General features: G+C 52.1%; 21 protein-coding genes. 16 read left to right on the top strand and 5 right to left on the bottom strand.

All coding sequences use genetic code 11. From position 1 onward, the window contains the following. The first annotated feature begins 112 nt into the window (after positions 1 to 112). Genes EBAPG3_RS12685 through EBAPG3_RS12675 form a run of 3 tightly spaced genes read left to right on the top strand, consistent with a single transcriptional unit; the run spans position 113 to position 2,700 of the window. Complete coding sequence (locus tag EBAPG3_RS12685) at positions 113 to 1,033, top strand: branched-chain amino acid transaminase (protein ID WP_004177179.1); 921 nt, start codon at positions 113 to 115, stop codon at positions 1,031 to 1,033. 51 nt (positions 1,034 to 1,084) lie between these two features. Further along, a complete protein-coding gene (locus EBAPG3_RS12680) occupies positions 1,085 to 1,291 on the top strand; it encodes a zinc-finger domain-containing protein (RefSeq protein ID WP_004177181.1) in 207 nt (68 codons plus the stop codon). A gap of 32 nt (positions 1,292 to 1,323) precedes the next feature. Continuing rightward, positions 1,324 to 2,700 carry a phosphomannomutase/phosphoglucomutase gene (locus EBAPG3_RS12675; RefSeq protein WP_004177183.1) on the top strand — a complete coding sequence of 459 codons (1,377 nt, stop codon included), beginning with the start codon at positions 1,324 to 1,326 and terminating at the stop codon, positions 2,698 to 2,700. Here EBAPG3_RS12675 and EBAPG3_RS12670 read toward each other — a convergent pair. Beyond that, positions 2,660 to 4,267 carry an alpha-amylase family glycosyl hydrolase gene (locus EBAPG3_RS12670; RefSeq protein ID WP_004177185.1) on the bottom strand — a complete coding sequence of 536 codons (1,608 nt, stop codon included), beginning with the start codon at positions 4,265 to 4,267 and terminating at the stop codon, positions 2,660 to 2,662. The two genes, EBAPG3_RS12675 and EBAPG3_RS12670, sit on opposite strands and share 41 nt — an antisense overlap. A 267-nt stretch (positions 4,268 to 4,534) precedes the next feature. Between EBAPG3_RS12670 and EBAPG3_RS12665 the strand changes: the two genes are divergently transcribed. Next, entirely contained in the window at positions 4,535 to 5,035 is a 501-nt protein-coding gene (locus tag EBAPG3_RS12665; protein WP_004177187.1) for a low molecular weight protein-tyrosine-phosphatase, read from the top strand. 268 nt (positions 5,036 to 5,303) lie between these two features. Here the strand turns inward: EBAPG3_RS12665 and EBAPG3_RS12660 are convergent, their stop codons facing one another. Further along, a complete protein-coding gene (locus EBAPG3_RS12660) occupies positions 5,304 to 8,105 on the bottom strand; it encodes an Rne/Rng family ribonuclease (protein WP_004177189.1) in 2,802 nt (933 codons plus the stop codon). A 414-nt stretch (positions 8,106 to 8,519) separates the two neighbouring features. Between EBAPG3_RS12660 and EBAPG3_RS12655 the strand changes: the two genes are divergently transcribed. Beyond that, entirely contained in the window at positions 8,520 to 9,554 is a 1,035-nt protein-coding gene (locus EBAPG3_RS12655; protein WP_004177193.1) for an RluA family pseudouridine synthase, read from the top strand. Between the two features lie 254 nt (positions 9,555 to 9,808). Beyond that, on the top strand, positions 9,809 to 10,759 hold the full coding sequence (locus EBAPG3_RS12650; RefSeq protein WP_004177194.1) for a S49 family peptidase: 951 nt from the start codon (positions 9,809 to 9,811) through the stop codon (positions 10,757 to 10,759). A 75-nt stretch (positions 10,760 to 10,834) separates the two neighbouring features. On the opposite strand, the gene EBAPG3_RS12645 is transcribed toward EBAPG3_RS12650, so the two are convergent. After that, positions 10,835 to 11,542 carry an SAM-dependent methyltransferase gene (locus tag EBAPG3_RS12645; protein ID WP_004177196.1) on the bottom strand — a complete coding sequence of 236 codons (708 nt, stop codon included), beginning with the start codon at positions 11,540 to 11,542 and terminating at the stop codon, positions 10,835 to 10,837. Beyond that, positions 11,539 to 12,135, bottom strand: coding sequence for a Maf family nucleotide pyrophosphatase (locus EBAPG3_RS12640; RefSeq protein WP_004177198.1), 597 nt, complete (start codon positions 12,133 to 12,135; stop codon positions 11,539 to 11,541). The genes EBAPG3_RS12645 and EBAPG3_RS12640 overlap by 4 nt, the downstream gene beginning before the upstream one ends. A 196-nt stretch (positions 12,136 to 12,331) precedes the next feature. Here EBAPG3_RS12640 and EBAPG3_RS12635 point away from each other — a divergent pair, with 196 nt between their 5' ends. From EBAPG3_RS12635 to mltG, 9 genes are all read left to right on the top strand, one after another. Further along, the gene (locus tag EBAPG3_RS12635) at positions 12,332 to 12,832 is read left to right on the top strand and encodes a YceD family protein (protein ID WP_004177200.1); all 501 of its coding nucleotides are present in this window, start codon (positions 12,332 to 12,334) and stop codon (positions 12,830 to 12,832) included. Positions 12,833 to 12,856: 24 nt separating this feature from the next. Next, the gene (gene rpmF / locus EBAPG3_RS12630; RefSeq protein ID WP_004177201.1) at positions 12,857 to 13,036 is read left to right on the top strand and encodes a 50S ribosomal protein L32; all 180 of its coding nucleotides are present in this window, start codon (positions 12,857 to 12,859) and stop codon (positions 13,034 to 13,036) included. Positions 13,037 to 13,101: 65 nt separating this feature from the next. Then, positions 13,102 to 14,163, top strand: a complete 1,062-nt coding sequence (plsX, locus tag EBAPG3_RS12625; protein ID WP_004177203.1) for a phosphate acyltransferase PlsX — start codon at positions 13,102 to 13,104, stop codon at positions 14,161 to 14,163. Continuing rightward, positions 14,160 to 15,119 (top strand): beta-ketoacyl-ACP synthase III, encoded by a 960-nt coding sequence (locus EBAPG3_RS12620; RefSeq protein ID WP_004177205.1) that lies wholly within the window; start codon positions 14,160 to 14,162, stop codon positions 15,117 to 15,119. Before plsX ends, EBAPG3_RS12620 begins: the two co-directional genes overlap by 4 nt. Before the next feature lie 312 nt (positions 15,120 to 15,431). Beyond that, positions 15,432 to 16,373: an ACP S-malonyltransferase gene (gene fabD / locus EBAPG3_RS12615; RefSeq protein WP_040852051.1), complete on the top strand. Its 942-nt coding sequence runs from the start codon at positions 15,432 to 15,434 to the stop codon at positions 16,371 to 16,373. Between the two features lie 57 nt (positions 16,374 to 16,430). Then, positions 16,431 to 17,174, top strand: a complete 744-nt coding sequence (fabG, locus tag EBAPG3_RS12610; RefSeq protein WP_040852037.1) for a 3-oxoacyl-ACP reductase FabG — start codon at positions 16,431 to 16,433, stop codon at positions 17,172 to 17,174. A 142-nt stretch (positions 17,175 to 17,316) separates the two neighbouring features. Next, positions 17,317 to 17,553 (top strand): acyl carrier protein, encoded by a 237-nt coding sequence (gene acpP / locus EBAPG3_RS12605; protein WP_004177211.1) that lies wholly within the window; start codon positions 17,317 to 17,319, stop codon positions 17,551 to 17,553. 35 nt (positions 17,554 to 17,588) lie between these two features. After that, positions 17,589 to 18,836, top strand: a complete 1,248-nt coding sequence (gene fabF / locus EBAPG3_RS12600) for a beta-ketoacyl-ACP synthase II (RefSeq protein WP_004177214.1) — start codon at positions 17,589 to 17,591, stop codon at positions 18,834 to 18,836. Between the two features lie 16 nt (positions 18,837 to 18,852). Further along, positions 18,853 to 19,851: an endolytic transglycosylase MltG gene (mltG, locus tag EBAPG3_RS12595; RefSeq protein ID WP_004177215.1), complete on the top strand. Its 999-nt coding sequence runs from the start codon at positions 18,853 to 18,855 to the stop codon at positions 19,849 to 19,851. A gap of 21 nt (positions 19,852 to 19,872) precedes the next feature. Here the strand turns inward: mltG and gshA are convergent, their stop codons facing one another. Further along, positions 19,873 to 21,528 carry a glutamate--cysteine ligase gene (gene gshA, locus EBAPG3_RS12590; RefSeq protein ID WP_085922043.1) on the bottom strand — a complete coding sequence of 552 codons (1,656 nt, stop codon included), beginning with the start codon at positions 21,526 to 21,528 and terminating at the stop codon, positions 19,873 to 19,875. Positions 21,529 to 22,523: 995 nt separating this feature from the next. Here gshA and EBAPG3_RS12585 point away from each other — a divergent pair. Beyond that, a complete protein-coding gene (locus tag EBAPG3_RS12585; RefSeq protein WP_085922042.1) occupies positions 22,524 to 23,471 on the top strand; it encodes an HpcH/HpaI aldolase/citrate lyase family protein in 948 nt (315 codons plus the stop codon). The last annotated feature ends 176 nt before the right edge of the window (positions 23,472 to 23,647 follow it).

The following is a 23,647-nucleotide window of genomic DNA, read 5'->3' as shown; positions in this document are numbered from 1 at the left end:
TGGCCTGGAAATAAATGTAAAAAACAGCGCTGACACGGGCCGGGTGTTTTCATTTTTTAATGTGAAAATGCGTTAGAATACTTAGATATTAATTTTCCCTGGGAGTCTCTGCATGTCAATGGCTGACCGCGACGGCGTGATCTGGAGCGATGGTAAAATAATTCCGTGGCGCGATGCTACCACACATGTGCTTACCCATACGCTGCACTATGGCTTGGGGGTATTCGAAGGAGTGCGTGCCTATCAGACACCCCAAGGTCCCGCTATTTTTCGTCTGCGGGAACATACCGACCGGTTATTCAATTCAGCGCATATTTTCATGATGAAAATGCCTTATGACAAGGCGACGCTGATGCAAGCCCAACGCGATATGGTGAAGCAGAATAACCTGGAATCGTGCTATATCCGTCCGATAGTGTTTTACGGCTCAGAGGCCATGGGTATCTCCGCCAAGACGCTTTCCGTACATGTGGCTGTCGCAGCCTGGCCGTGGGGTGCCTACCTGGGGGCAGACGGTCTGGAAAACGGTATCCGTGTCAAGACCTCGTCATTCACACGCCATCATGTTAACGTCAACATGTGCCGTGCCAAGTCGGTCGCCACCTACGCTAATTCAATCCTGGCCCATCAGGAAGTTGCCCATGACGGCTATCATGAGGCCCTGTTGCTGGATGTGGACGGCTATGTGGCGGAAGGGTCAGGTGAGAATATATTTATTATCAAGCACGGCAAGCTCTACACGCCGGACATGACTTCCTGTCTGGATGGCATTACGCGTGCATCCATCATCGAGCTGGCTGCGGAAATCGGAATTCAGGTGATCGAGAAGCGTATTACCCGTGACGAAGTCTATTGTGCTGATGAGGCATTTTTCACCGGCACCGCAGCCGAAGTGACGCCGATTCGAGAGCTTGATAATCGCAGTATAGGCAGTGGCAAGCGCGGCCCGATCACCGCCCGACTGCAAGCCATGTTTTTCGACTGTGTCAATGGAAAGACCGAGAAGCATGCTGCCTGGCTCACCTACGTCTGATCACGGTTGATTACATCTGATTAATATCCAACTAATCCAAGAGAATAGTCGATGCAGAATCAAGTTAACGATAACAAACAGCGCCAAATCGAAGTCACGGCGGATGACCTGCCGTTGCATTGTCCAATGCCATCAATGCTGTTATGGAATTCGCATCCGCGCGTGTTTCTACCCATAGAGGACACGGGTGAAGCGCTATGCCCATACTGCGGCACACGCTACAAGCTCAAGGGCGGCGCGGTGTCGGGACACCATTGAGCAGAGCGTAAATCCTGTTTCGCGGATATCTCATGCACGAATTTCCCCAAGAAATATTTAAAGCCTACGATATTCGAGGTATCGTAGGTAAGACGCTAACAGCCGAAATCGTCGGAGCCATTGGACATGCTATTGGTTCCGAGGCGCGGGGCCGTGGGCTTACATCAATAGCAGTGGGCCGGGATGGCAGATTATCAGGGCCGGACCTTATGCTGGCACTGGCGAGGGGTTTGCAGAAAAGCGGAATTAACGTGGTCGATGTAGGGATGGTCGCCACCCCCATGCTTTACTTTGCGGCCCATACGTTGTGCGATTATTCCGGGGTAATGGTCACCGGCAGCCACAATCCCCCCGACTATAACGGTTTGAAAATGGTGCTGGGTGGTGAAACCCTGGCCGCCGAATCCATCCAGGCTCTGCGTTTGCGTCTTGAAACCAATGACCTTATTCATGGGGAGGGTGGGTATCGTAAACATGACATTGGCGAAACTTATCTTCGGCGCATAATCGGCGATGTAAGACTGACGCGCCCGATGAAAATTGTCATCGATTGCGGTAATGGTGTAGCCGGTGCCTATGCGCCACGGTTGTATCGCGGACTGGGGTGCGAGGTAATCGAGCTGTTTTGCGAAGTGGATGGCACATTTCCCAATCATCATCCCGATCCGTCCGTGCCCGGGAACCTGCGCGACTTGATTCACGCACTCAAAACCACCGATGCGGAAATCGGGCTTGCCTTCGATGGCGATGGTGACCGTGTAGGCGTGGTAACCAAGAACGGCAGTATTATTTATCCTGACCGCCAATTGATGTTGTTTGCCGCGGACGTGTTATCCAGGAATCCCGGCGCCCAGATTATTTTTGATGTGAAATGCACCCGTAATCTGGCGCCATGGATCGAGCGTCATGGCGGCAAGCCTATCATGTGGAAAACCGGCCATTCGTTCATCAAGGGGAAATTGAAAGAAACGGGTGCGCTGCTGGCAGGAGAGATGAGTGGCCATATTTTCTTCAAGGAGCGCTGGTATGGGTTTGACGATGGTCTTTATGCGGGCGCCCGTCTGCTGGAGTTGCTCAGTCATTATGCGGACATTGACGCTATCCTTCATGGCATCCCCGACGCGATCAGCACGCCGGAACTGCAGATCAGATTGAAAGAAGGCGAAAACTACGCCGTCATCGCGCAACTCCAGGAATCCGCCCGCTTTGATAACCCGGAGCGCGTTATCACCACCGATGGATTGCGGGTGGAATACAAAGATGGTTTTGGCCTGGCTCGCTCATCCAATACCATGCCCGTGATCGTACTACGCTTTGAGGCGGATAACGAAGCAGCCTTGAAACGTATCCAGGATGACTTCCGCAGAGTCATCTTGCTGGCCAAACCGGATTCGTTACTGCCGTATTAGGCTCTACCCAGCTGCGTCTCCCACGGTTATGCCAAGGGATCACCGTTTTATGGGTAGTAATTCTTATATCCCCGCCGACCCTGTGCTTCCCGGTCTCATGGACATCAAACACGTGATAAGTCCACGCCGGCATATCCAGATAAAGACCCTGGGCGGCAAGACAGTCCCCGCTTCTTTCATAAACCACCGCTCCCATTCGATCGCTCAGTTGCCACATTTGTCCTTCGAGGCCGATCCACGGAATTACGACATAACACTGGCTTTGGTGATCCGAGTAGTTGACTGCAACCAAGCTCCTTTCTCCGTCCTTTCCAATCCAGGAATAGGCGACGAAGCAGTCTGAGGTCCAGTTGCCATCCCAAGCGGGACGGCACTCGAGCAACCGCCACTCGCCTTCTCGAAAGACCGGAACTCGCACGCACTCAAGCAGTGCCGCATAGAATTCGGCGAGAGCATGATCCACTGGCTCCGCCGGTCTCCGCCGCAAATGGACCGGAACTCGTATCTTGCAGCCCTCGAATTGCCCCTGATGGAAAAAACGCAATCCCGGTGCCAGATACGTGATGATCGCCGCCGGGCGGTGGGTTTCCGGAGAGAAGGCTGCCGCCGCGCGCGGCTCGTCATGGTTTTCAAGGAAACGCACCAGTTTGTCCTGGAAATTCAGGCTGGTCAGGAAGTGTTTCCGTAGCGGGGGTACGTGCATTTCATGCAGATGATCATAAAGCCGCTTGTCATAGGTATAGTCAAATCCCTGCTGTTGGAGCATCGATTCCAGGTCCCAGTACACTTCGGCGAGAAATAGAAAATCCGTGATTTCATCACGAACGGTCTTTGTCACCCATGGCCAAAAGGGCTCCGCGGCAATCCCCCATGTCCTTTCGAAGACTTCGGGCAGCACCAGCATCGCCATATCGCAGCGCACGCCGTCGCATTGGGTGGCGATTCTCCGCAATTCCCTGTTCATGGCCTGCCGGACGGCGGGGTTGCCGTAGTTCAACTGGAGTGTGTCCGGCCAGCCAGCGAAATAAGGATCGCGCCCATGGGCAAGAATAAGTTCTCCTTCACTCGTCTCTGTCCGGCAATAATTATGTGGTTCAGCAGCCAGCTGTTTCTTGCTTCCCCAGACATAGTAATCCGGGTGCTCACTTACCCAGGGATGATCGAGTGCAGTATGGTTCGGTACGAAATCGAGAATCAGGCGCAGGCCGCGGTTTCCAAGGCGCTGACGGAGCCGGTCGAGAGCCTCGTTTCCACCAAATTCATCATGCACCCGATAGTCTTGAATCGCGAAGCAGGAACCACAGATATCAGATGGGCGTAAGTCGGGGAGTATCTGATGAAATTCCTTCAGCCATTCCGAGTTGGACTTCGACACTCGTCGGCCAGCGGGTCCTGTCTGCCAGACCCCGAGGAACCAGATCAAGTCGAAGCCAGCCTGGACCCATTCGTCCAGCGCACGGTCCGGAATGTCATCCAGAGTCGCCGGATGAGCTAACCCGGCGGCGTGCTCCGACAAATAAACACGAGTGTTGACCTGAAACAGGGAGGGATATCGGGGGCGGGGCATAGGCTTTATCTTACTTCTCGATTTATTCCTTGCCCAGCGTGGTCATTGCATGCTGATTATCCCTGACAAGGTCGCGATCAGGAAGCTTGTGCCGCAGGGCATGCGGCCGGACGTTCTGGTCCACCCAAATTATCTCTCATCTTTGGTACACTTTGGAATGGGCACAGCTCTCTCATAAGCAAGCAGGTGTGAATCAGATTCATGAGGAACTTGCATACCCTGTGCCGGGTGTGAAAAATGGATTGTAACGTATTGATTGGAAATATGATGATTAAAGTTCTTTTTGTCTGCATGGGCAATATTTGCCGTTCACCCACTGCGGAGGCGGTGTTCAGACACCAGGTCAGGGCCGCCGGTTTTGAAGAAGCGGTTCATATCGATTCCGCCGGTACCCATGATTTTCACATTGGCGAACCGCCGGATGAAAGGGCCCAAAGAGCAGCCGTGCGCCGAGGCTATGACGCCAGGGAATTACGTGCACGGCAGATACATGAGAGGGATTTCGAGGTTTATCATTATATTCTGGCGATGGACAGGGGGAATCTTGCCGTACTCAAGCGGGAATGCCCGCCTCAATACAGCCACAAGCTAGGGCTGCTGATGCAATATAGCAAACAGTTTTCTGAAGGTATAACAGAGATACCCGATCCTTATTTTGGTGGACAACAGGGCTTTGAGCACGTCCTGAATTTGGTAGAGGAAGCGGGGCGTGGGCTGCTTGATGAAATTCGCAATGAAAAAGGAATAAAACCTGAATTCCGCAGTTAGCCGCTTATCTGTTTGTTTAGCGCGATGATTCGTAAAGATTCCTTGCGCCAATTGATTCTTATCTTTTGAGCGGTCCCTTGGGAGCAATTGCATAATCCATCTGCTGCAAGACTCTTCACGGTGAGATAAAAGGTGGAAGCAATTCTCCGCCTTTTATCTCCTTGGGACAAACTCCCTCCGCCTGCGGCGTTGCAACAGCCGACGCATTATGAATAATGTACCGCCCCCTTGGGGAGGGGGTTGTTTATCTACTGATAAGGATGCTTATCTATTTATGTGTCTCGATCTGTACTAACGGTTCATCATGTTCCACTAATGGTGTTGGAGCAGGTCTTTTGCGCCGCCGCTCCGCCGGAGCCGGTTCGTCCACCACATTGGCCTCCGTGGGTCTTATTTTTTCCGGAGTGGTCTCTATCATTATCAACCCACTTTCAGCCAGATTCGGTGTTTCGGCTGCATGCGGTGCTTGATGCTGCGGGGATTGTACCCGTTCCGGTACGAATGTTGACTGGATCATTGGCACAGGAATTTCATCCTCTACTTCCGCTTCATTCTTGAAGGGTTTCAGGACCGCGGTGGCGGAAGAGGGCGCATTGGCTGACGAAGGCTCCAGAACGGATTCCTGCGTGGGCGGCTGTATGCCTGACGCGGTTTCCGGCTCAACCAGTATCGGAATACTGCGCGGTTCCAATGATTCATCCTGTACTGCTGGCTCCGCTGCCGGGGGTATAGTCTTCTCCATTTGCAATGATGCGGGAGTGGTTGTGGTTTCCGGTTCTGGGCGCAACTCCATTGCAGGCGAAGAAGAAGCAACAATAGGCTCTGATGTCTCCTGTATGGGTTCAGGAATAGCGACTGCCGTCGGTGGAAGGCTTTTTTCGAGCGTAGCCTGACTGCCCGCCTGCTGTGGAGGGAGGTCTCGCCCACCGGCTTGTTTACTTTCGTGCGGAATGCGTTCTGAGCGTTCACCCCGATCACGCTGTCTTCCGCCACGACGCCGGCGGCGTCCGCCGTCCTCGCTTTGCTGCAAGGAATCTTCGGTCGCTGGTCGCTCTTCCCCCGCAGATAACTTGGCGTCGATCCGAATTTTCTCTTCACGCGGTGCGCGCTGCTGTTTTTTTTGAGCGGATCGTTCGCCCTGAAGTTTGGCTTCGCCACGCTCGGGCCGCTGAGCCGCTGTTTCCCTGGCTGGACCCGAAACACCCGGAGCCTCGCCGCCGCGCTCGTCACGTGCGCGCTGATTGCCACGTGGCAGTTTTTCATTGTAATCACCATCGCGTCCCTCACGGACGCGATCGCGTCGCCCGCGTCCGCGCTCCGGCCGCTGGGGGTGGGTCGTGACCTGTTCCGGGTGAACTTTCCTTTCTTCACCACTCATTTGCTTGAACCAGCCAAATATCTTATCCAGAAACGAGAGTTGCTGGGGTTCCCGGTGCGGCGGTTTTTGCTCGCGCACCGGAGCCGGCTGTGATGGCGTGATGCCGCGCACCGCTGCCTGCTGCCGTGCGGGTTTGGCTTCCTGTGCGGCCGACGGCAGAGCAATTTCCTGTGCCGGTTTCTCTACCATTTGATAGCTGGTTTGAACTTCACCAAGCTTTACATCGTCATGGCGCAAACGGGTGATATTGTAGTTCGGTGTCTCCAGGTGAATGTTTGGAATTAATATGACATTTACCTTCAATCGTGCTTCGATGGCATGTATTTCCGCCCGTTTTTCATTCAGCAGATAGGTGGCGACATCAACCGGTACCTGGGCGTGAAGCACGGCGGTGTTCTCCTTCATCGCCTCCTCCTGGATGATCCGGAGGATATGCAATGCGGAGGAATCGGTACCACGAATGTGTCCTGTGCCATGGCAACGCGGGCAAGAAATGTAACTGCTCTCACCCAGCGAAGGGCGCAAGCGCTGGCGCGACAATTCGAGCAGGCCAAAACGGGAAATCTTACCCATCTGCACGCGAGCACGATCATAACGTAGTGATTCATGCAGCCGATTCTCCACCTCCCGCTGATTGCGCGTGATTTCCATATCGATAAAGTCAATTACCACCAATCCGCCCAAGTCACGCAGGCGCAATTGCCGTGCAATTTCATCGGCGGCCTCCAAATTGGTGTTCAGCGCGGTTTGCTCGATATCGGATCCGCGCGTGGCACGTGCGGAATTTACATCGACCGATACCAAGGCTTCGGTATGGTCGATAACGATTGCGCCGCCCGAGGGTAGCGTCACCTGGCGTGAATAGGCCGTTTCAATTTGGTGCTCGATCTGGAAACGTGAAAATAACGGTACATCGTCGCGATAGAGCTTGACGCGGCTAACGTTGGCGGGCATGACATGACTCATGAACTGACAGGCCTGCTCATAGATGCTTTCGGTATCAATCAGGATTTCGCCGATCTCCTGATGAAAGTAATCACGGATGGCGCGGATCACAAGACTGCTTTCCTGGTAAATCAGGAAAGCGCCGCTTTGATTTTTTGAGGCATCTTCAATGGCCCGCCACAGTTGTAGCAGATAATTCAGATCCCACTGCAGTTCTTCTTCACTGCGTCCTATTCCCGCGGTGCGGGCGATAATACTCATGCCCGGAGGGACATTCAATTGTGACATTACGTCACGCAGTTCCGCCCGATCTTCGCCTTCGATGCGGCGTGACACACCGCCGCCGCGCGGATTGTTGGGCATCAGAACCAGATGGCGGCCCGCCAGCGAGATATAGGTAGTAAGCGCAGCACCTTTAGTTCCGCGTTCGTCCTTATCCACCTGTACGATGAGTTCCTGACCTTCATGGAGCACATCCTGAACGCGAACACGGGCCGGATCGGCATTGTCCTTGAAGTAAGAGCGGGAAATTTCCTTGAATGGAAGAAAACCGTGGCGTTCGCCGCCATACTCAACAAAGGCGGCTTCGAGACTGGGCTCGAGACGGGTGATGACTGCCTTGTAAATATTGCTCTTGCGTTGTTCCTTGCCGGCGGATTCAATGTCGAGATCAATAAGCTTCTGACCGTCTACAATGGCGACACGGAGTTCTTCCGGCTGTGTCGCATTAAATAACATACGTTTCATTTTATGCCTCCCGCGCTCTGGTCACGGGCAGACAGCCTACGCGCGAGGGAGACTGTGTCCGACGCACGTATACGAGAACTTTTTTAGTCAGGCAACTTTGATCATGGTGTCGGGCTGCTTGTTAAAGATGACTATTTCTCTGGCTTGTCACTGGGGGTCCTGCTTTCTTTCCAAGCAGAACCGGAAAATTAAGTTTCAATCAGGTTTCGACTATGGCTATTCCGGCAAGCGGACGCTACGAAACTGAAAACTGAAATCTACGTGTGCTTTGAGCGCGCAAATCAATTACCATCGCTACTTTATTGGTGAGCGACATTAACCAGGTTTTCGAAGTCGGCTCTTGTCTCTGTCGGACAAAATCTCATCAACAGCGCCATTTTGCGCACCGGATAAAGGATAGGCTGGAACTCCGAATTGGTAAGTATAAGTAGAATTAAGGATTTAGGCAAAGAATTTCCTCCGCGTGCTGTGATCAAGGAAATCATAGGGGAGGACAGCGACGGTCAGCGTATAGATAATTTCCTGATGAAGCGCCTTAGAGGCGTGCCCAAAAGCCATATCTATCAGCTATTGCATAGCGGACAAGTGCGGCTTAACAGCAAGCGCGTCGATGCGGGACAAGCGCTCAAACTGGGCGACATTGTGCGTATTCCGCCGGTGAGAATAGCTCAGGCCAGCCCTCTTCCCAGAAAGAAGATTGTTAAATCCGCGTTAATTCCATTCGAGGTATTATATGAGGATGACACGCTCATGGTAATCAATAAGCCCGCGGGGCTTGCGGTTCATGGCGGAAGCGGCGTCAACTTCGGTGTTATCGAGCAACTGCGCGCTCAGCATCCCGATTGGAAATTCCTGGAATTGGTTCATCGGCTTGACAGGGAAACTTCGGGAGTTCTACTTCTCGCAAAAAGGCGTGCGGCGCTCGTTGAACTGCACCGACAAATCCGTGCAGGACTGATGGAGAAGCGTTACCTGACGCTGGTGAAAGGCAAGTGGCATAACGCGCGCCAAAGCGTGAAGTTATCCCTCAATAAATACGTGACAGCTGCCGGGGAACGGCGGGTGGCGGTGGCTATGGATGCGCGCGATAAAACCGTGGGAGTGACGGCTCATACTGTATTTACGCTGAAAAAATCCTGGCAGGGCTTCAGTCTGCTGGAAGCGGAACTAAAAACAGGTCGTACTCATCAGATCAGGGTGCATCTTGCTCATCTCGGCTTTCCTATAGCGGGTGATGACAAGTATGGGGATTTCGCCTTGAACAAGAAGCTGGCGAGGGGCGCTGCAAAACTCCGTCTGGAACGCATGTTCCTGCATGCTTTTCTGGTTGAAGTAGCACATCCTGTGACCGGCAAGAGTTTACTTCTGAAGGCGCCGCTGGCGAATGATTTACAGGAATTCCTGAATGGATTGGATATTGGCGGCAGTGGCGATGAGTCCACCGAGTAGGAGTAAACAAGCCCTCATGACAGTCAGATCAGATGGAGAGTGAATTTGCGATTCATGATAATACCGATCCGTTCCGCGCATGGTGCGATTTAGTCTTAAATTTGGCAAATGGGAAGGGTGGATATTTTTCGTGACGTATGCGATACAAAATGAGTAGTGCTGCAAAATCGAGAAGCGAGAGGGTTATATTTTGTGAGCAGCCGCCCATGCCTATAAGGGTTTGCTGCCTACTTTACTGGAAGGATGAATGAACCATGGCGGATTCTGATAATCGCAATGAAAACTGGGACAAGCAGGTACTTGAGAAACTTTTGCTCTCTTCCGTGCAGGAGCAGCGCAAGGTACGGCAATGGGGCATATTTTTCAAGTCCCTGACATTTATCTATCTGTTTATGCTTTTGTTTTTTGGATTGGGATGGCTGGATGACAAAGAAATGTCTATCTCCGGTAAGCATACCGCCTTGGTCGAACTGCGTGGCGTAATCTCGCCCGACAGTATTGGCAGCGCGGATAATGTCAACGCGGGCCTACAGAATGCGTTCAAGGATAAGAAAACGCAGGGTGTGATTCTGCGTATCAACAGCCCTGGCGGCAGTCCCGTGCAGGCGGGATATATCAACGACGAAATCCGTCGCTTGCGCGCAGAATATCCTCAAATTCCACTTTATGCCGTCGTCGAGGATGTTTGCGCCTCCGGTGGCTATTATGTCGCTGCCGCGGCTGACAAGATTTATGTGGATAAGGCCAGTATCGTCGGTTCCATCGGCGTGCTGATGAATGGTTTTGGTTTCACCGGTGCAATGGAAAAGCTGGGTGTCGAGCGCCGATTGATCACGGCGGGAAAAAACAAGGGTTTTCTTGATCCCTTCTCGCCGCCCAATACTGAGCAGGAGGAATATGCCAAGGAAATGCTGGGTGACGTCCATGAGCAGTTTATTCAGGTGGTCCGGCAAGGCAGGGGAAAGCGTTTGAAGGATGTACCGGAGATATTCAGCGGCATTGTCTGGACTGGCCAGAAAAGTATCGATCTCGGACTTGCCGACGCCATGGGGAGTGCCGAATATGTGGCGCGCGAAATTATCAAGGCTGAACACATCGTGGATTATACGGCCAGGGAGGGGTTTGCCGAGCGTTTTGCCAAACGCTTTGGGGCGGTAATGGCGGATACGTTGATTAGTACCGGAAGCGGCTGGGGATTGCGGTAATAAATCCCGATTTATCCGGGAATTCTTGAAAAAACCGCAAATTTTCCGGTTATACGCCTCACCAAGGATTCCTGGCTAACCTTGCAGCAAAAAAATGGCAGGCTTGTTATCGAGATCGGGCAGCGTGCCTTTCCACTCCTTGACTGTCCTGGTTGAAATATATTCGCTTGCCAGCGTGAGATTGCACGCGATGCAGAGAACAGTATCATCGTGACAGGTGAAAAGAAGGGATTCCAGCAGTTTTTGATTGCGGTAGGGGGTCTCAATGAATATCTGGGTCTGATCGCGGGCTATCGAGTCTCTTTCCAGCTCAACGATTGTCTTGACACGTTTACTTTTTTCTATCGGGAGGTAGCCGTGAAACACGAAGCGCTGGCCATTCAATCCCGATGCCATCAGTGCCAGCAGTATGGAAGATGGCCCCACCAGCGGCACCACTCGAAGATTCTTTTGATGAGCAAGGCGTACCAGTCCCGCACCAGGGTCGGCGACAGCGGGGCAGCCCGCTTCAGACAATAATCCGACATCATTTCCCGCAAGCAGTGGTCCAAGCAGGCTCGCCAGTTCTTTGGTCTGAGTATGCTCATTCAACACTTGCATGCTGATTTGCTGTAACGGCAGGATACAGCCAATCTGGTTCAAAAATTGCCTGGCGGTTTTTGGGTGCTCGACAACATAGTGGCCAAGTCCCGCTATGCAGTGCCTTACGGCGGCGGGGATCATCCAGGCAATATCACCCCCGCCAAGCGGGGTGGGAATGAGATAGAGCGTACCGGGGTTCACACTATACCCACACCTTCATATGCCAGCATCTCCACTAGGGCGATCAGCGGCAAGCCAATCAGCGCACTGGGGTCATCGCTCACCATGCGTTCGATCAATGCAATACCCAGTCCCTCGGCCTTGGCGCTTCCCGCGCAGTGATACGGCTGTTCTTTATCGAGATAGTTGTCGATTTGCTGATTGCTTAATTTGCGAAACTTGACATGGGAAGGAATGAGTCGTATCTGCATGTTGCCACTGCGAGCATTGAAAAGACTCAAAGCTGTATGAAATACAACTTCTTTCCCGCGAACGAATTGTAATTGCCTGGTTGCATTGACACGGTTCAAGGGTTTGCCGAGCTGGATGCCTTCCAGCACCGCTACTTGATCGGCGCCTATAATGAGCGCATCCGGGTAGGTGGCCGCAACCGCACGGGTCTTTGCTGCAGCCAGGCGAAGGGCGGTGGCTTCGGGAATCTCGTCTGTCAGGGGAGTTTCGTCAATTTCCGGGCTAAATACCTCAAACGGAACTTGCAGGCGTTTGAGTAGTTCATGGCGATAAATAGAGCTGGATCCCAATATAAGTCGTTGAGCGATTTGTTGTGTTTTCAAGTTTGCTGTTAGATGGATTTTGACACCCGGAGGCAAAAAATATATTATGCGCGCCGTACGGGAAACTCCGGGATTCTAATACTAAATGCGTTGATTTATCAATTGAAGGCACGCAGTACGGTAGGCAGGCGGCCCGCAATCTGGCTCGCGAGACAATGCCGGGTGTGTGTAATTTGATTTTATAAAGATTCCATTTATGCCAGAACAGCTCATCGTGGATGCCATCGATTTTGCCCGTAATGATGGCGTGCATCATGGTAAAATCTCAATTGCCGGGCTTGGGCGCTTGCAGGATTATCTGCTTGGCAATTGCGGCGAGTTGAAGTATACCGTTGCCGGCACTCTGGACAAGACTGCCAAACCGGTTTTGCGTATCACTGTTCAGGGATCCATAAACCTCCGGTGCCAGCGTTGTCTCGGGGAAATCAAGCACGTGCTGGATTTGAGGACGGATCTATTGCTGGCAAGTAATGAAAGCGAACTCTGCCGTTTCGATGAAGACGAATCGACCGATGTTATTCTGGCGGGGTCCGGCATGGACGTTCTGGCGTTGATTGAAGATGAAATTATCCTGAGCCTGCCGATTTCGCCGCGTCACGTGGAGAGCGAATGTGCGATCATCAAAGCCGGCGGCGGAGATACAGCCGGCGAAAAATCTCCATTTTCTGCGCTGGCGCAACTGAAAAAGCTGCATTGAAATTTACTTAAGGAGTAACACCCCATGGCAGTCCAACAAAACAAAAAATCTCCATCCAAGCGCGGTATGCACCGCTCGCATGATTTTTTGACCAGTTCACCATTGACGGTGGACTCTAAAACCGGTGAAGTCCATTTGCGTCACCACATCAGTCCCAACGGTTATTATCGCGGCAGGAAAGTCGTCAAGACCAAGGAAGATTAAAATTTCGCCCCATTGTTCCGGGGACATCGAAATTCCGGCTTATCCCGGTCTCAAAGGCGTCAATATTGGATATTACCGTAGCCATAGACTGCATGGGCGGCGATCACGGCCCTCATGTGACGGTTCCCGCAGTCGTCGATTATCTCCGTCATAATCCCGGGACGGACATTATTCTGGTGGGATTGCCCGACGCCATCGAGTCAGAATTGCGTGCCATCAAATTTGCACCCGGTCCGCGACTTAGAGTTCATGCCGCGAGCGAGGTCGTAGGTATGGATGAGTCTCCCGCCCTGGCGTTACGTAATAAAAAAAATTCCTCGATGCGGGTTGCGCTTGATCTCGTGAAAAGCGGGGAAGCCCAAGCTTGTGTGAGTGCTGGTAACACGGGTGCGCTGATAGCAACTTCACGTTTTGTATTGAAGATGCTCCCAGGCATTGACCGGCCAGCACTCGCAGTGGTGTTGCCTACGATACGGGGACGCACTTATGTGCTTGATCTGGGCGCCAACGTGGATTGCAGCGCCGAGCACCTGCTGCAATTCGGTGTCATGGGGGCTACCTTGGTATCTTCCGTGGAAAATAAAAAGAGGCCAAGCATTGGTTTGCTGAATATTGGTGAGGAAGAGATTAAAGGCAATGAAGTCGTGAAACAGGCTGCGGAATTGCTGCGGGACAGCGGACTTAATTTTTACGGCAATATCGAAGGTGATGACATTTATAAAGGGACAACTGACGTGGTTGTATGTGATGGCTTCGTCGGCAATGTTGCCTTAAAAACGTCGGAAGGGGTAGCACAGATGCTTTCCACTTACTTGCGTGAAGAATTCAGGCGAAATCCTCTCACGAAATTCGCGGGACTCATCGCCTTGCCGGTCATCAAGGCATTCAAGCGACGAGTGGATCACCGTCAATACAATGGTGCGAGCTTGCTGGGGTTGCGTGGCATTGTCATCAAGAGCCACGGCGCGGCGGACAGTTATGCATTCGCTTTCGCCATTGCGCGCGCAGTGGATGAAGTGCGCGGCGGGATGCTGCGCCGCCTGAGTGAACGCGTGGCGGGATTGCCGCATCAGCCGGAAAATTCGTCTTCATATTCCCAACCCATGCCGGAGGAGCGTCCGACATGATGTATTCCAGGATTGTGGGGACAGGCAGTTATCTGCCGGAAAAGATTCTCACAAACCATGACCTTGAGCGCATGGTGGATACCAGCGATGAGTGGATACGTACTCGCACCGGTATCGCGGAGCGTCGCATCGCAGCGGACAATCAAATGGCTAGTGATCTGGCACTCAACGCGAGCCGTGAAGCAATGGAGGCGGCGGGTGTGACGGCTGCGGATATCGATCTGATCATTGTTGCCACTACCACGCCGGATGTGATTTTCCCCAGCACTGCCTGCATTTTGCAGGATAAGCTCGGGGCCAAGGGTTGCCCGGTATTTGATGTGCAGGCGGTATGTAGCGGTTTCATCTATGCGCTTGCCACGGCGGACATGTTTATTCGCGCCGGAAAATGCCGCACCGCACTGGTGGTTGGTACCGAAATCTATTCGCGTATACTCGACTGGACTGATCGCACCACTTGTGTGCTATTCGGTGACGGCGCTGGCGCCGTCATACTGACCCGGAGTGACCAGCCTGGAGTACTTTCAAGTCATCTGCATGCTGACGGCAGCCACAGCAAAATCCTCGCGGTGCCCGGGAGTATCTGCGGCGGCAAGGTGCAGGGCACGCCATTCGTTACGATGGAAGGTAATACGGTTTTCAAATTTGCAATAAAGGTATTGGAAGAAGTGGTATATGAAGCGCTGGCTGAGAATAATCTGCAGGTATCCGATATTGATTGGTTGATTCCGCATCAGGCCAATATCCGTATTATCGTCTCCACTGCCAGGAAGTTGGGGATTTCGATGGAAAAAGTAGTTGTTACCCTGGACCGGCAAGGTAATACTTCCGCAGCCTCCATTCCCCTGGCGCTGGATGCAGCCGTACGTGACGGACGCATTAAATCCGGTCAGCATGTGCTGCTGGAGGGCGTAGGAGGGGGATTTACCTGGGGATCGGTGCTGATTCGCTGGTAAAGCACGAGCATTCATGAATAAGCTGGTCAATAAACCTAAATCCCGCGGCTGGCCGCTCTCCATGATCCACGAAAATTTCTTATGCTCCCTGATCTTCGCCTATGCGGGGGAATTTGCTCGCAGCGGATCGCACGGTTTTTACGATGCATGGCTGCGTTGCAATGCCTGCACCTCAAAAGTGCGCACTTCATCTCGCCCAACTGCCAGATTTAGGATAAATGATTCCTCAAGCATCTGTTTGCGGCCTGTTATCAGTGGATTATCAGTTTTTCTATCTGTTCGATTAAAGACGGAACGTCAATGTCGGTTCCCATAAGATTTGCATGCGTGTTTCCTGGTCAGGGTTCCCAATCGGTGGGAATGATGAATGGATACGCCGATTTTCCCATTGTGCGCAAAACCTTTGCCGAAGCATCCGATATTCTCGGGCAGGATTTCTGGGCAGTGGCCGAAGATGGCCCGGCTGATAAGGTCAATTTGACAGTTAACACCCAGCCGCTGATGTTAATGGCGGGTGTTGCGGTATATCGCGCTTGGGAAAGCCTGGGAGGAGATGCGAAACCGTTTTTTATGGCGGGGCATAGCCTCGGCGAATACACTGCATTGGTAGCCTCGGGAGTTTTGGCTTTTGCCGATGCCTTGTCACTGGTGCGTTTTCGGGCAGAGGCGATGCAACTGGCGGTCCCGGAAGGCGTGGGGGCCATGGCTGCGATCCTCGGACTTGAGGATGAGCTGGTGCGCGCGGTATGTAAGCAAGTCACGGATGCTTCTGACGGGGAATTGCTGGAACCGGCAAACTTTAATTCGCCTGGCCAGATCGTAATCGCGGGACATAGAAATGCGGTGATGCGCGGCATGGAACTGGCGGCGTCGAAGGGTGCAAAACGAACATTGATGTTACCAGTGAGTGTGCCCTCACATTGCTCTTTGATGAGTGAAGCAGCCGAGAAAATGCAACAAAAGTTGGAGCTGGTGACGCTCATGCGGCCAAAGATCCCGGTATTGCACAATGCGGATGTGCAACAGCACGATGAGCCTGCTGAAATAAAGAAAATTCTGGTGCGGCAATTATGCGAGCCAGTGCGATGGACAGAAACTATTCGCTCCTTTGCCGCAGCGGGTGTTCTTCATGTGATGGAATGCGGCCCAGGCAAGGTGCTGTCGGGACTTAACAAGCGTATAGATGGAAATGTGCAGAGTTTTGCACTGACGGATGGCATTGCACTTCAGCATGCTGCGGCCGTATTAATGTAGGATGAAGAAGCCGGGCGTTTGTCGCGCAGGTTGATTCGTATTGAACAAAACTGGAGGATGATGCTGCAAAATCAAATAGCGTTCGTAACCGGCGCCAGCCGGGGTATCGGACAGGCGATCGCGCTTGAACTCGGCAGGCAAGGTGCCACCATGATTGGGACCGCCACCACCGAAGATGGCGCCCAGACCATCAGCCGTTACCTGAAAGAGGCAGGCGTTAAGGGTGTCGGCATGATGCTGAACGTAAATAATGTAGTTCAGATTGAAAACGTGCTTAATACGGTACGCCAGGAATTTGGTGATGTCGCAATACTGGTGAATAACGCCGGTATTACGCGGGACAATTTACTCGTCCGTATGAAAGACGAAGAGTGGGATGAAATCATGGAAACTGATCTTAAATCAGTTTTCCGATTGAGCCGCGCGGTGCTGCGGGCCATGATGAAAGCAAGGTACGGACGCATCATCAACATTTCGTCGGTGGTGGGCGCTACAGGCAATATGGGACAGGCTAATTATGCCGCGGCCAAAGCCGGGATATTTGGCTTCAGTAAATCTTTGGCGCGTGAAGTGGGCAGCCGCAACATTACGGTCAACTGCATCGCACCGGGTTTCGTAGAGACCGACATGACACGCGCACTTACCGGCAAACAGCATCAGGACTTGATCCAGCATGTACCGCTGGGCAGATTGGCGCAGCCCAGGGAGATCGCTTCAGCAGTTGCGTTTATTGCTTCACCGGACGCGGGATACATTACCGGTGCCACGCTTCACGTAAATGGCGGCATGTATATGGATTAACGGCACGTACTTTAAGCAGGATGGCTCGCCCTGTCGGGTGCCTTCTGGTTATTCATTTTATGGTTGATAGTGTTCTGATTTTATTAATACCAAAAACTTGCTAGAATGACGGCGTTTTTCTTACCGGAGAAGAGGTATCTAGATGGAAAATGTAGAGCAGCGTATAAAAAAAATCGTAGCTGAGCAACTGGGAGTGAATGAGGCGGATGTCAAGAACGAATCGTCCTTCGTGGATGATCTGGGCGCTGATTCACTCGATACCGTAGAACTGGTCATGGCGCTGGAAGAAGAATTCAAGTGCGAAATTCCCGATGAGCAGGCAGAGAAAATAAATACCGTTCAACAGGCCATTGATTACATCAATTCTCACTCTAACTAATTCCTGCTTTAAACGCATTCCCACTCGGAGTCGCTTTGTCCAAGCGTAGGGTAGTCATTACCGGTCTAGGTATTATTTCGCCCATCGGAAACACTGTTCCGGATGCGTGGGCGAATGTTGTCGCGGGAAAATCGGGTGTTACCCGTATTACCCGTTTCGATGCTTCCGCATTTGCGTCCCAGATTGCCGGTGAGGTCAAGGATTTCAATGTCACGAACTATCTTTCTGCTAAAGATGCGCGCCGAATGGATATTTTTATCCACTATGGCATGGCTGCGGCAATCCAGGCGGTCAAGGATGCAGGTATCGGGGAGATAGCCGGTACGCATCTAGATGCCGAGCGTATCGGTGTCAATATCGGCTCCGGAATCGGGGGCTTATCGATGATCGAGAATACCCATGACACTTATCACGCGGGTGGTCCGCGCAAGATCTCGCCTTTCTTCATTCCCAGTACCATCATCAACATGATTGCCGGTAACCTGTCCATCATGTTCGGGTTCAAGGGGCCGAATCTCGCGATTGTCACCGCGTGTACCACTGCGACTCATTGCATTGGCGACTCGGCACGTCTGATCGAATACGGTGATGTGGATGTAATGGTTGCGGGTGGCGCCGAGTCCTGCGTGACCCCGCTCGCTATTGGCGGCTTTGCGTCGGCCCGGGCGTTGTCGGTTCGAAATGATGAGCCCGCTACCGCCAGCCGGCCGTGGGATAAAGGCCGGGATGGCTTTGTGCTGGGTGAGGGAGCGGGGGTTCTGGTGCTGGAGGAATTGGAGCATGCCAAGCGCCGGGGAGCGAAAATTTATGCCGAGCTCGCCGGATTTGGCATGAGCGCCGATGCCTATCACATGACCGCGCCCTCTGAAGATGGTGAGGGTGCCGCACGTTGCATGACCAATGCGCTCAGAAATGCTGGATTAGAGACCGCCGCGGTGGATTACATCAATGCTCACGGTACTTCCACTCCGCTGGGTGACATCGCAGAAACCATCGCGGTGAAGCGCTGTTTTGGTGAGCATGCGAAGAAACTTGTGGTGAATTCCACAAAATCCATGACGGGACATTTGCTGGGTGCAGCAGGCGGGGTGGAGGCAATATTCTCCGCCTTGGCGGTACATCATCAGATTTCTCCGCCCACCATCAATATTTTTGACCAGGATCCCGCATGCGATCTGGATTACGTTCCCAATATCGCGCGAGAAATGAAGATCGACGTGGCGATGTCAAATTCATTTGGCTTTGGTGGCACAAACGGTACGCTGATCTTTCGCAGGATTTAACCTGTCGTTGTAGCGCATGCGGACGCTAAAACGGATTATTCTCCTTGTACTGGCCGGGGCGATCTTGTTTGCTGGATGGTTTGTCTATGAGATCAACAAACCCGTTCGGCTTCCCGTTGTTCCCTACGAGTTTTCCATCGAACCTGGCAGCAGCTTGAGAAGTGTTGCAAAGCAATTAGCCGATGCAGGTGTTTTGCAGGACGTCTGGTCCTTTGTCCTGTTGTCGCGGGTGATGGGTCTCGCATCTTCCCTCAAGGCCGGAGACTATGAAATTGGGGGGAGTACTTCATCCCTGCAATTGCTGGAGCGTATCACCAAAGGCGACGTCAATCAAAGTGAGATCAGATTCATCGAAGGCTGGACTTTTTCACAGCTTAGACAAATCCTGGACGAGCATCCAGCCGTCCGGCACGACACTACCCACCTGAGTGACAAGGAAATCCTGCGCTTGATCGGCGCAGGCGAAACGCCAGCGGAAGGATTATTTTTCCCCGATACCTATTTTTTTGCCCGCGGCAGCAGCGACACCGCAATATTGAGACGTGCTTACCATGCGATGCAAAACCATCTCCATTCGGCCTGGGCCGAACGCGCCGCGGATTTGCCACTGACAGATCCCTACCAGGCTTTGATCCTGGCTTCCATCGTTGAAAAAGAAACCGGCAGGGAAAGCGATCGCACGATGGTGGCAGGCGTATTCATCAACCGGTTGCGATTAGGCATGTTGCTGCAAACTGATCCGGCTGTTATTTATGGTCTGGGTAAAAAATTTGACGGCAATCTGCGTAAAAAGGATCTTTTGACTGATCAAGAATACAATACATACATGCGTGGCGGCTTGCCCCCCACCCCCATCGCCATGCCGGGACTGGCCTCGATTCAGGCAGCGTTGAATCCTGCTAAAACCAAGGCTCTTTACTTTGTCGCAAAAGGGAATGGGGAATCGCATTTTTCCGACAATCTGGCGGATCACAATCGTGCCGTATCAAAGTATCAGAAACGACAAACACCGTAAAATCGTTCGTAAAGATAACCGCTAATTCCGGGTTTTGAGAAAACCATCAGGTATCTCTGGAGGTGTGTCCTGTGAATGAATGATGCTGGGGGAGGGGTCCTGAGAGAAATAATTGTCCAGGTATTCGTTGAGGGGGATCTCATCCGTGGCATCGATCTGATCCTGTTGCGCCAGCGAAGCGGCGACGTGGAGATCAAAACTCCTCCCTACCGCGGCATCCAGTGCGGCATCCTGGAAATAACGGGTATATTCAAGGGACTTCTGCAATACCAGCTCGGTAATCGACATCTTTTGCGCGCGCATGGCCGCCAGCACCCTGGCTGAAGCCGTCAACTCGGGATGGCGAATCGCTTCGATCTGCCGGTGCAATGCGCGGGTGTAGGGTTTATCGGCATGGCCGTTGTCCAGGATCTCACAGATCTCCCGCATCTGCTCGCACAGCCTCAACGCCCATTGCTGCAGCGGGATTTCCCGTCCGTCGTTTAACAGCTTCAGTCCCGGCTCTCTGCCGCGATTGGCCACAGACAATGCGTTATGACTGATCTCGTCATGCTGCTTCAAGTCATGCCCCGCATTGGGCTGGAATAGACAGAAAAGACCCAGTGCTTCAAGAAAGCGCGTGGTTTCGATCGCAATGCCCGCGGGTTCAAACATATCCACATCCACGGAGCGTATTTCAACATATTGAATCCCCCGGCTTCCCAGCGCCTGCAACGGCCTCTCGCCGGATTGCGCCGGCTGTTTCGGCCGCACCGAAGTGTAATACTCGTTCTCGATTTGCAGGAAATGGGTATTCAACTGCCGGTACTGATCGCCCACCTTCGCCCCGATTCTTTCATATCCGAGATAAGGTATCGTTGTTGCCCTGCCCAAATCCCGAATATATTCATCGAGACTGTTAAAGGAAACATGAAACATCGATTGAACGGGATTCAAATAGCCGATCTCGCTCATCCTCAAGGAAGTGGCAAAGGGTTTGTAATATGAAGTCTCATCGAATTGCTGCAACGTACCGGAATAAAGGGAATTGCGGCTATCGACGAAGCTCTTGCCGACCGCCGGGGACGAGCCGGATAAATACAGGATAAGCCAGCCATAGCGCTGCAGGTTTCTGATCATTCGCATATAAGCCTGCGTCGTGAATGATCGCAGATCGCCGGCATGTTTCATGGAATGCTGGTATTGCGGCCAGAATGGCTCAGGAAGCGAGTAATTGAAATGGATTCCGGCGATGACCTGCATGCAACGGCCGTAGCGGTAGCTCAAACCCTGCCGGTAGATATGCTTCATCCTTCCCACATTGGACGAACCATATTCGGCGATGGGAATTGCCGGGTCCCGCAAATCGCCGATAGGCATGCTGCCTGCCAGCAACAGTTCATCACCGAGGTTGGCACAGACGTATTGATGCAGGTGGGTCAGAAAACCCAGCATCTCGTTTCCATCCGGCAATGCCGGCGTGATCAATTCCAATAGCGCCTCGGAATAATCAGTAGTGATATGCGGATGCGTCAATGCGGCCCCGAGCCGGCGCGGGTGGGGCAGCTGCGAGATGGCGCCCTCGCGGGTGATGCGCAGGCTTTCCTTCTCGATGCCTTTCAGGCCATGGATTAATAAAGGCCGCAGAGAGGCGTCGATGCGTGTCTGCAAGCGTGCGTAGGATGACTTGTTTGACATTCTATGGCTCCTTGGCTTCGTTTCAAACAGCCTGCGAGAAATATGCGCATTGGGTTGGAGATGATGTCATCAGGGGCTGAAGTGATCAGTCAATCGCTTAATCTCTTCTTTGTCATAAATATGCCGCGTTAGATTGTATTGTACCCCTCGAAAATAAGGCTCTGCCGTGGGAGTGAAGTAGGGGTGTAAGCTATTTGCATAGATAGGCGGCATGTTTCAAGGTCGGTGTCTATCAATCTCACTCCATTCCCACGAGAATCCAACATTCTTGAGAGAATTTGTGGGAATGAATCCAGCTTCTTCTCGATTATAAACGTCATTATTCATCTTCCCAACGTTATTAATCAGACAATGATCATAAAAACTGGTTGCCCTTAACCGATCGGCTATTATTGCCGGGTTTGCTTGCTGTCACTATTAATTGCTTGATAGTTTTCACTATTTTCTCGGCACCGTCTGTACGGCCACTAATCCTCGTTTGCGTAATTAATTCAAAGGTAAAGATAACTCGGTTCGAGAAACAAGACTGGGGAGGGAATCCGCCACGTAATCGCATCAACAGAGATTGGATGTACCTTGTCACGTTATTTTATAGATCGATTCATAAATCTAATAATTAACGGCATTGATCGAATACCTATCCGGCTCCTGCGATTCGCTAAAAAAATTTCCTTTGAGGACGTTTACATTCAGCAGCACCACGGAAAATAAATTAACGTTGCGCATCCATGTGCGGAAATGACTATTCTGGCGGAGTTCTGGGGGAAATAGAGGATTGAAAGATTAACTAGGCTGGGAGAATCAAAGTTTCGCGGCCGATCTTCTTTAAATCCGATAGGCGTCTGGGTGTTCCCATAATGTAAAAAATTGACATTGCCGTCTTCAAAAGTAGAATGGCGGGTTATTTAATAAAATGCCGGGTTGTCATTTTTCTTGGTCCATGCTTGGGAAATCAAAATTCGGGTCCGTAAATTGTTTAAATCAGGAAGGAGAAAATGAGTCACACATTATATGAAGCTTCCGTCCTACGTGTGCAGCGCTGCGAACTGGCTGTTCCGGGATCGAATCCGGGTATGTTTGAGAAAGCGATGAATAGCGGCGCAGATTTTATTTTTCTTGATCTTGAAGATGCAGTTGCTCCCGATGACAAAATAAAGGCACGTAAAAATGTTATTGAAGCGCTTAATGATCTTGATTGGAAGGGTCATGGTGTAACAGTCTCGGTGCGTATCAATGGTCTGGATACACAGTTCATGGTTCGCGACGTAGTTGATCTGGTGGAACAGGCAGGTCAGAGACTGGATACCATTTTGATTCCGAAAGTAGGGGTTTATGCTGATGTATATATGGTTGAAGCCATGTTGAATCAGCTGGAAATGCAGCAAGGACTGAAGAACAGAATCGGTATTGAAGCGTTGATTGAAACCGCCTTGGGTATGGCTAATGTAGAGGACATTGCCCGCAATGGCGGATCGGGCCGTCTCGAAGCCCTGCATTTCGGTGTAGCCGACTACGCCGCCAGTAATCGTGCCAGGACAACGAACATTGGCGGACTCAATCCGGATTATCCGGGTGATCAGTGGCATGCCGCCATCAGTCGTATGACAGTTGCATGCCGGGCCTATGGCTTACGGCCCATTGACGGGCCCTTTGGCGACATCAAGGATCCCGATGGTTATAATCTGGCGGCTAAAAGAGCCGCTGCCTTGGGCTGTGAAGGCAAGTGGGCTATCCATCCTTCACAAATTGCCCTCGCAAATGATGTATTCACACCCCCTGCGGCGGAGATTGAAAAAGCCCATCGTATTCTGGCTGCGTTAGCGGAGGCGGCCGCTCACGGAAAGGGAGCGGCCGCGCTGGATGGCCGGTTGATTGATGCCGCGTCGGCAAGAATGGCCAATAACGTAGTTAAGATGGCGGAGGCCATCGCTGCGAGAACCTGATATTGATATTTTAGCGGCTTCCAGGAAACGCCGGTCTTTCGCAGCCTTTCCGCCAGTCACGGTTGTCGACGCGGATGAGCGACGCATTACGCACATTGCGAAGGAATGCCGTTGCCAATACAAATACAAAAATGCATGTAATTGCAAATACGGCATTGATTATCCGGCTTATCATC

The organism is Nitrosospira lacus (assembly GCF_000355765.4).
GTDB classification, from domain to species: Bacteria; Pseudomonadota; Gammaproteobacteria; order Burkholderiales; family Nitrosomonadaceae; genus Nitrosospira; species Nitrosospira lacus.
Note: the sequence above shows the minus strand (reverse complement) of the source record. Positions and strands in the feature narration are given on the sequence as shown.

Coding starts and splice junctions, on each gene's coding strand:
- EBAPG3_RS12685 (WP_004177179.1), top strand. CDS start 113: ATGTCAATGGCTGACCGCGACGGCGTGATCTGGAGCGATGGTAAAATA.
- EBAPG3_RS12680 (WP_004177181.1), top strand. CDS start 1,085: ATGCAGAATCAAGTTAACGATAACAAACAGCGCCAAATCGAAGTCACG.
- EBAPG3_RS12675 (WP_004177183.1), top strand. CDS start 1,324: ATGCACGAATTTCCCCAAGAAATATTTAAAGCCTACGATATTCGAGGT.
- EBAPG3_RS12670 (WP_004177185.1), bottom strand. CDS start 4,267: ATGCCCCGCCCCCGATATCCCTCCCTGTTTCAGGTCAACACTCGTGTT.
- EBAPG3_RS12665 (WP_004177187.1), top strand. CDS start 4,535: ATGATTAAAGTTCTTTTTGTCTGCATGGGCAATATTTGCCGTTCACCC.
- EBAPG3_RS12660 (WP_004177189.1), bottom strand. CDS start 8,105: ATGAAACGTATGTTATTTAATGCGACACAGCCGGAAGAACTCCGTGTC.
- EBAPG3_RS12650 (WP_004177194.1), top strand. CDS start 9,809: ATGGCGGATTCTGATAATCGCAATGAAAACTGGGACAAGCAGGTACTT.
- EBAPG3_RS12635 (WP_004177200.1), top strand. CDS start 12,332: ATGCCAGAACAGCTCATCGTGGATGCCATCGATTTTGCCCGTAATGAT.
- rpmF (WP_004177201.1), top strand. CDS start 12,857: ATGGCAGTCCAACAAAACAAAAAATCTCCATCCAAGCGCGGTATGCAC.
- EBAPG3_RS12620 (WP_004177205.1), top strand. CDS start 14,160: ATGATGTATTCCAGGATTGTGGGGACAGGCAGTTATCTGCCGGAAAAG.
- fabG (WP_040852037.1), top strand. CDS start 16,431: ATGATGCTGCAAAATCAAATAGCGTTCGTAACCGGCGCCAGCCGGGGT.
- acpP (WP_004177211.1), top strand. CDS start 17,317: ATGGAAAATGTAGAGCAGCGTATAAAAAAAATCGTAGCTGAGCAACTG.
- mltG (WP_004177215.1), top strand. CDS start 18,853: ATGCGGACGCTAAAACGGATTATTCTCCTTGTACTGGCCGGGGCGATC.
- gshA (WP_085922043.1), bottom strand. CDS start 21,528: ATGTCAAACAAGTCATCCTACGCACGCTTGCAGACACGCATCGACGCC.
- EBAPG3_RS12585 (WP_085922042.1), top strand. CDS start 22,524: ATGAGTCACACATTATATGAAGCTTCCGTCCTACGTGTGCAGCGCTGC.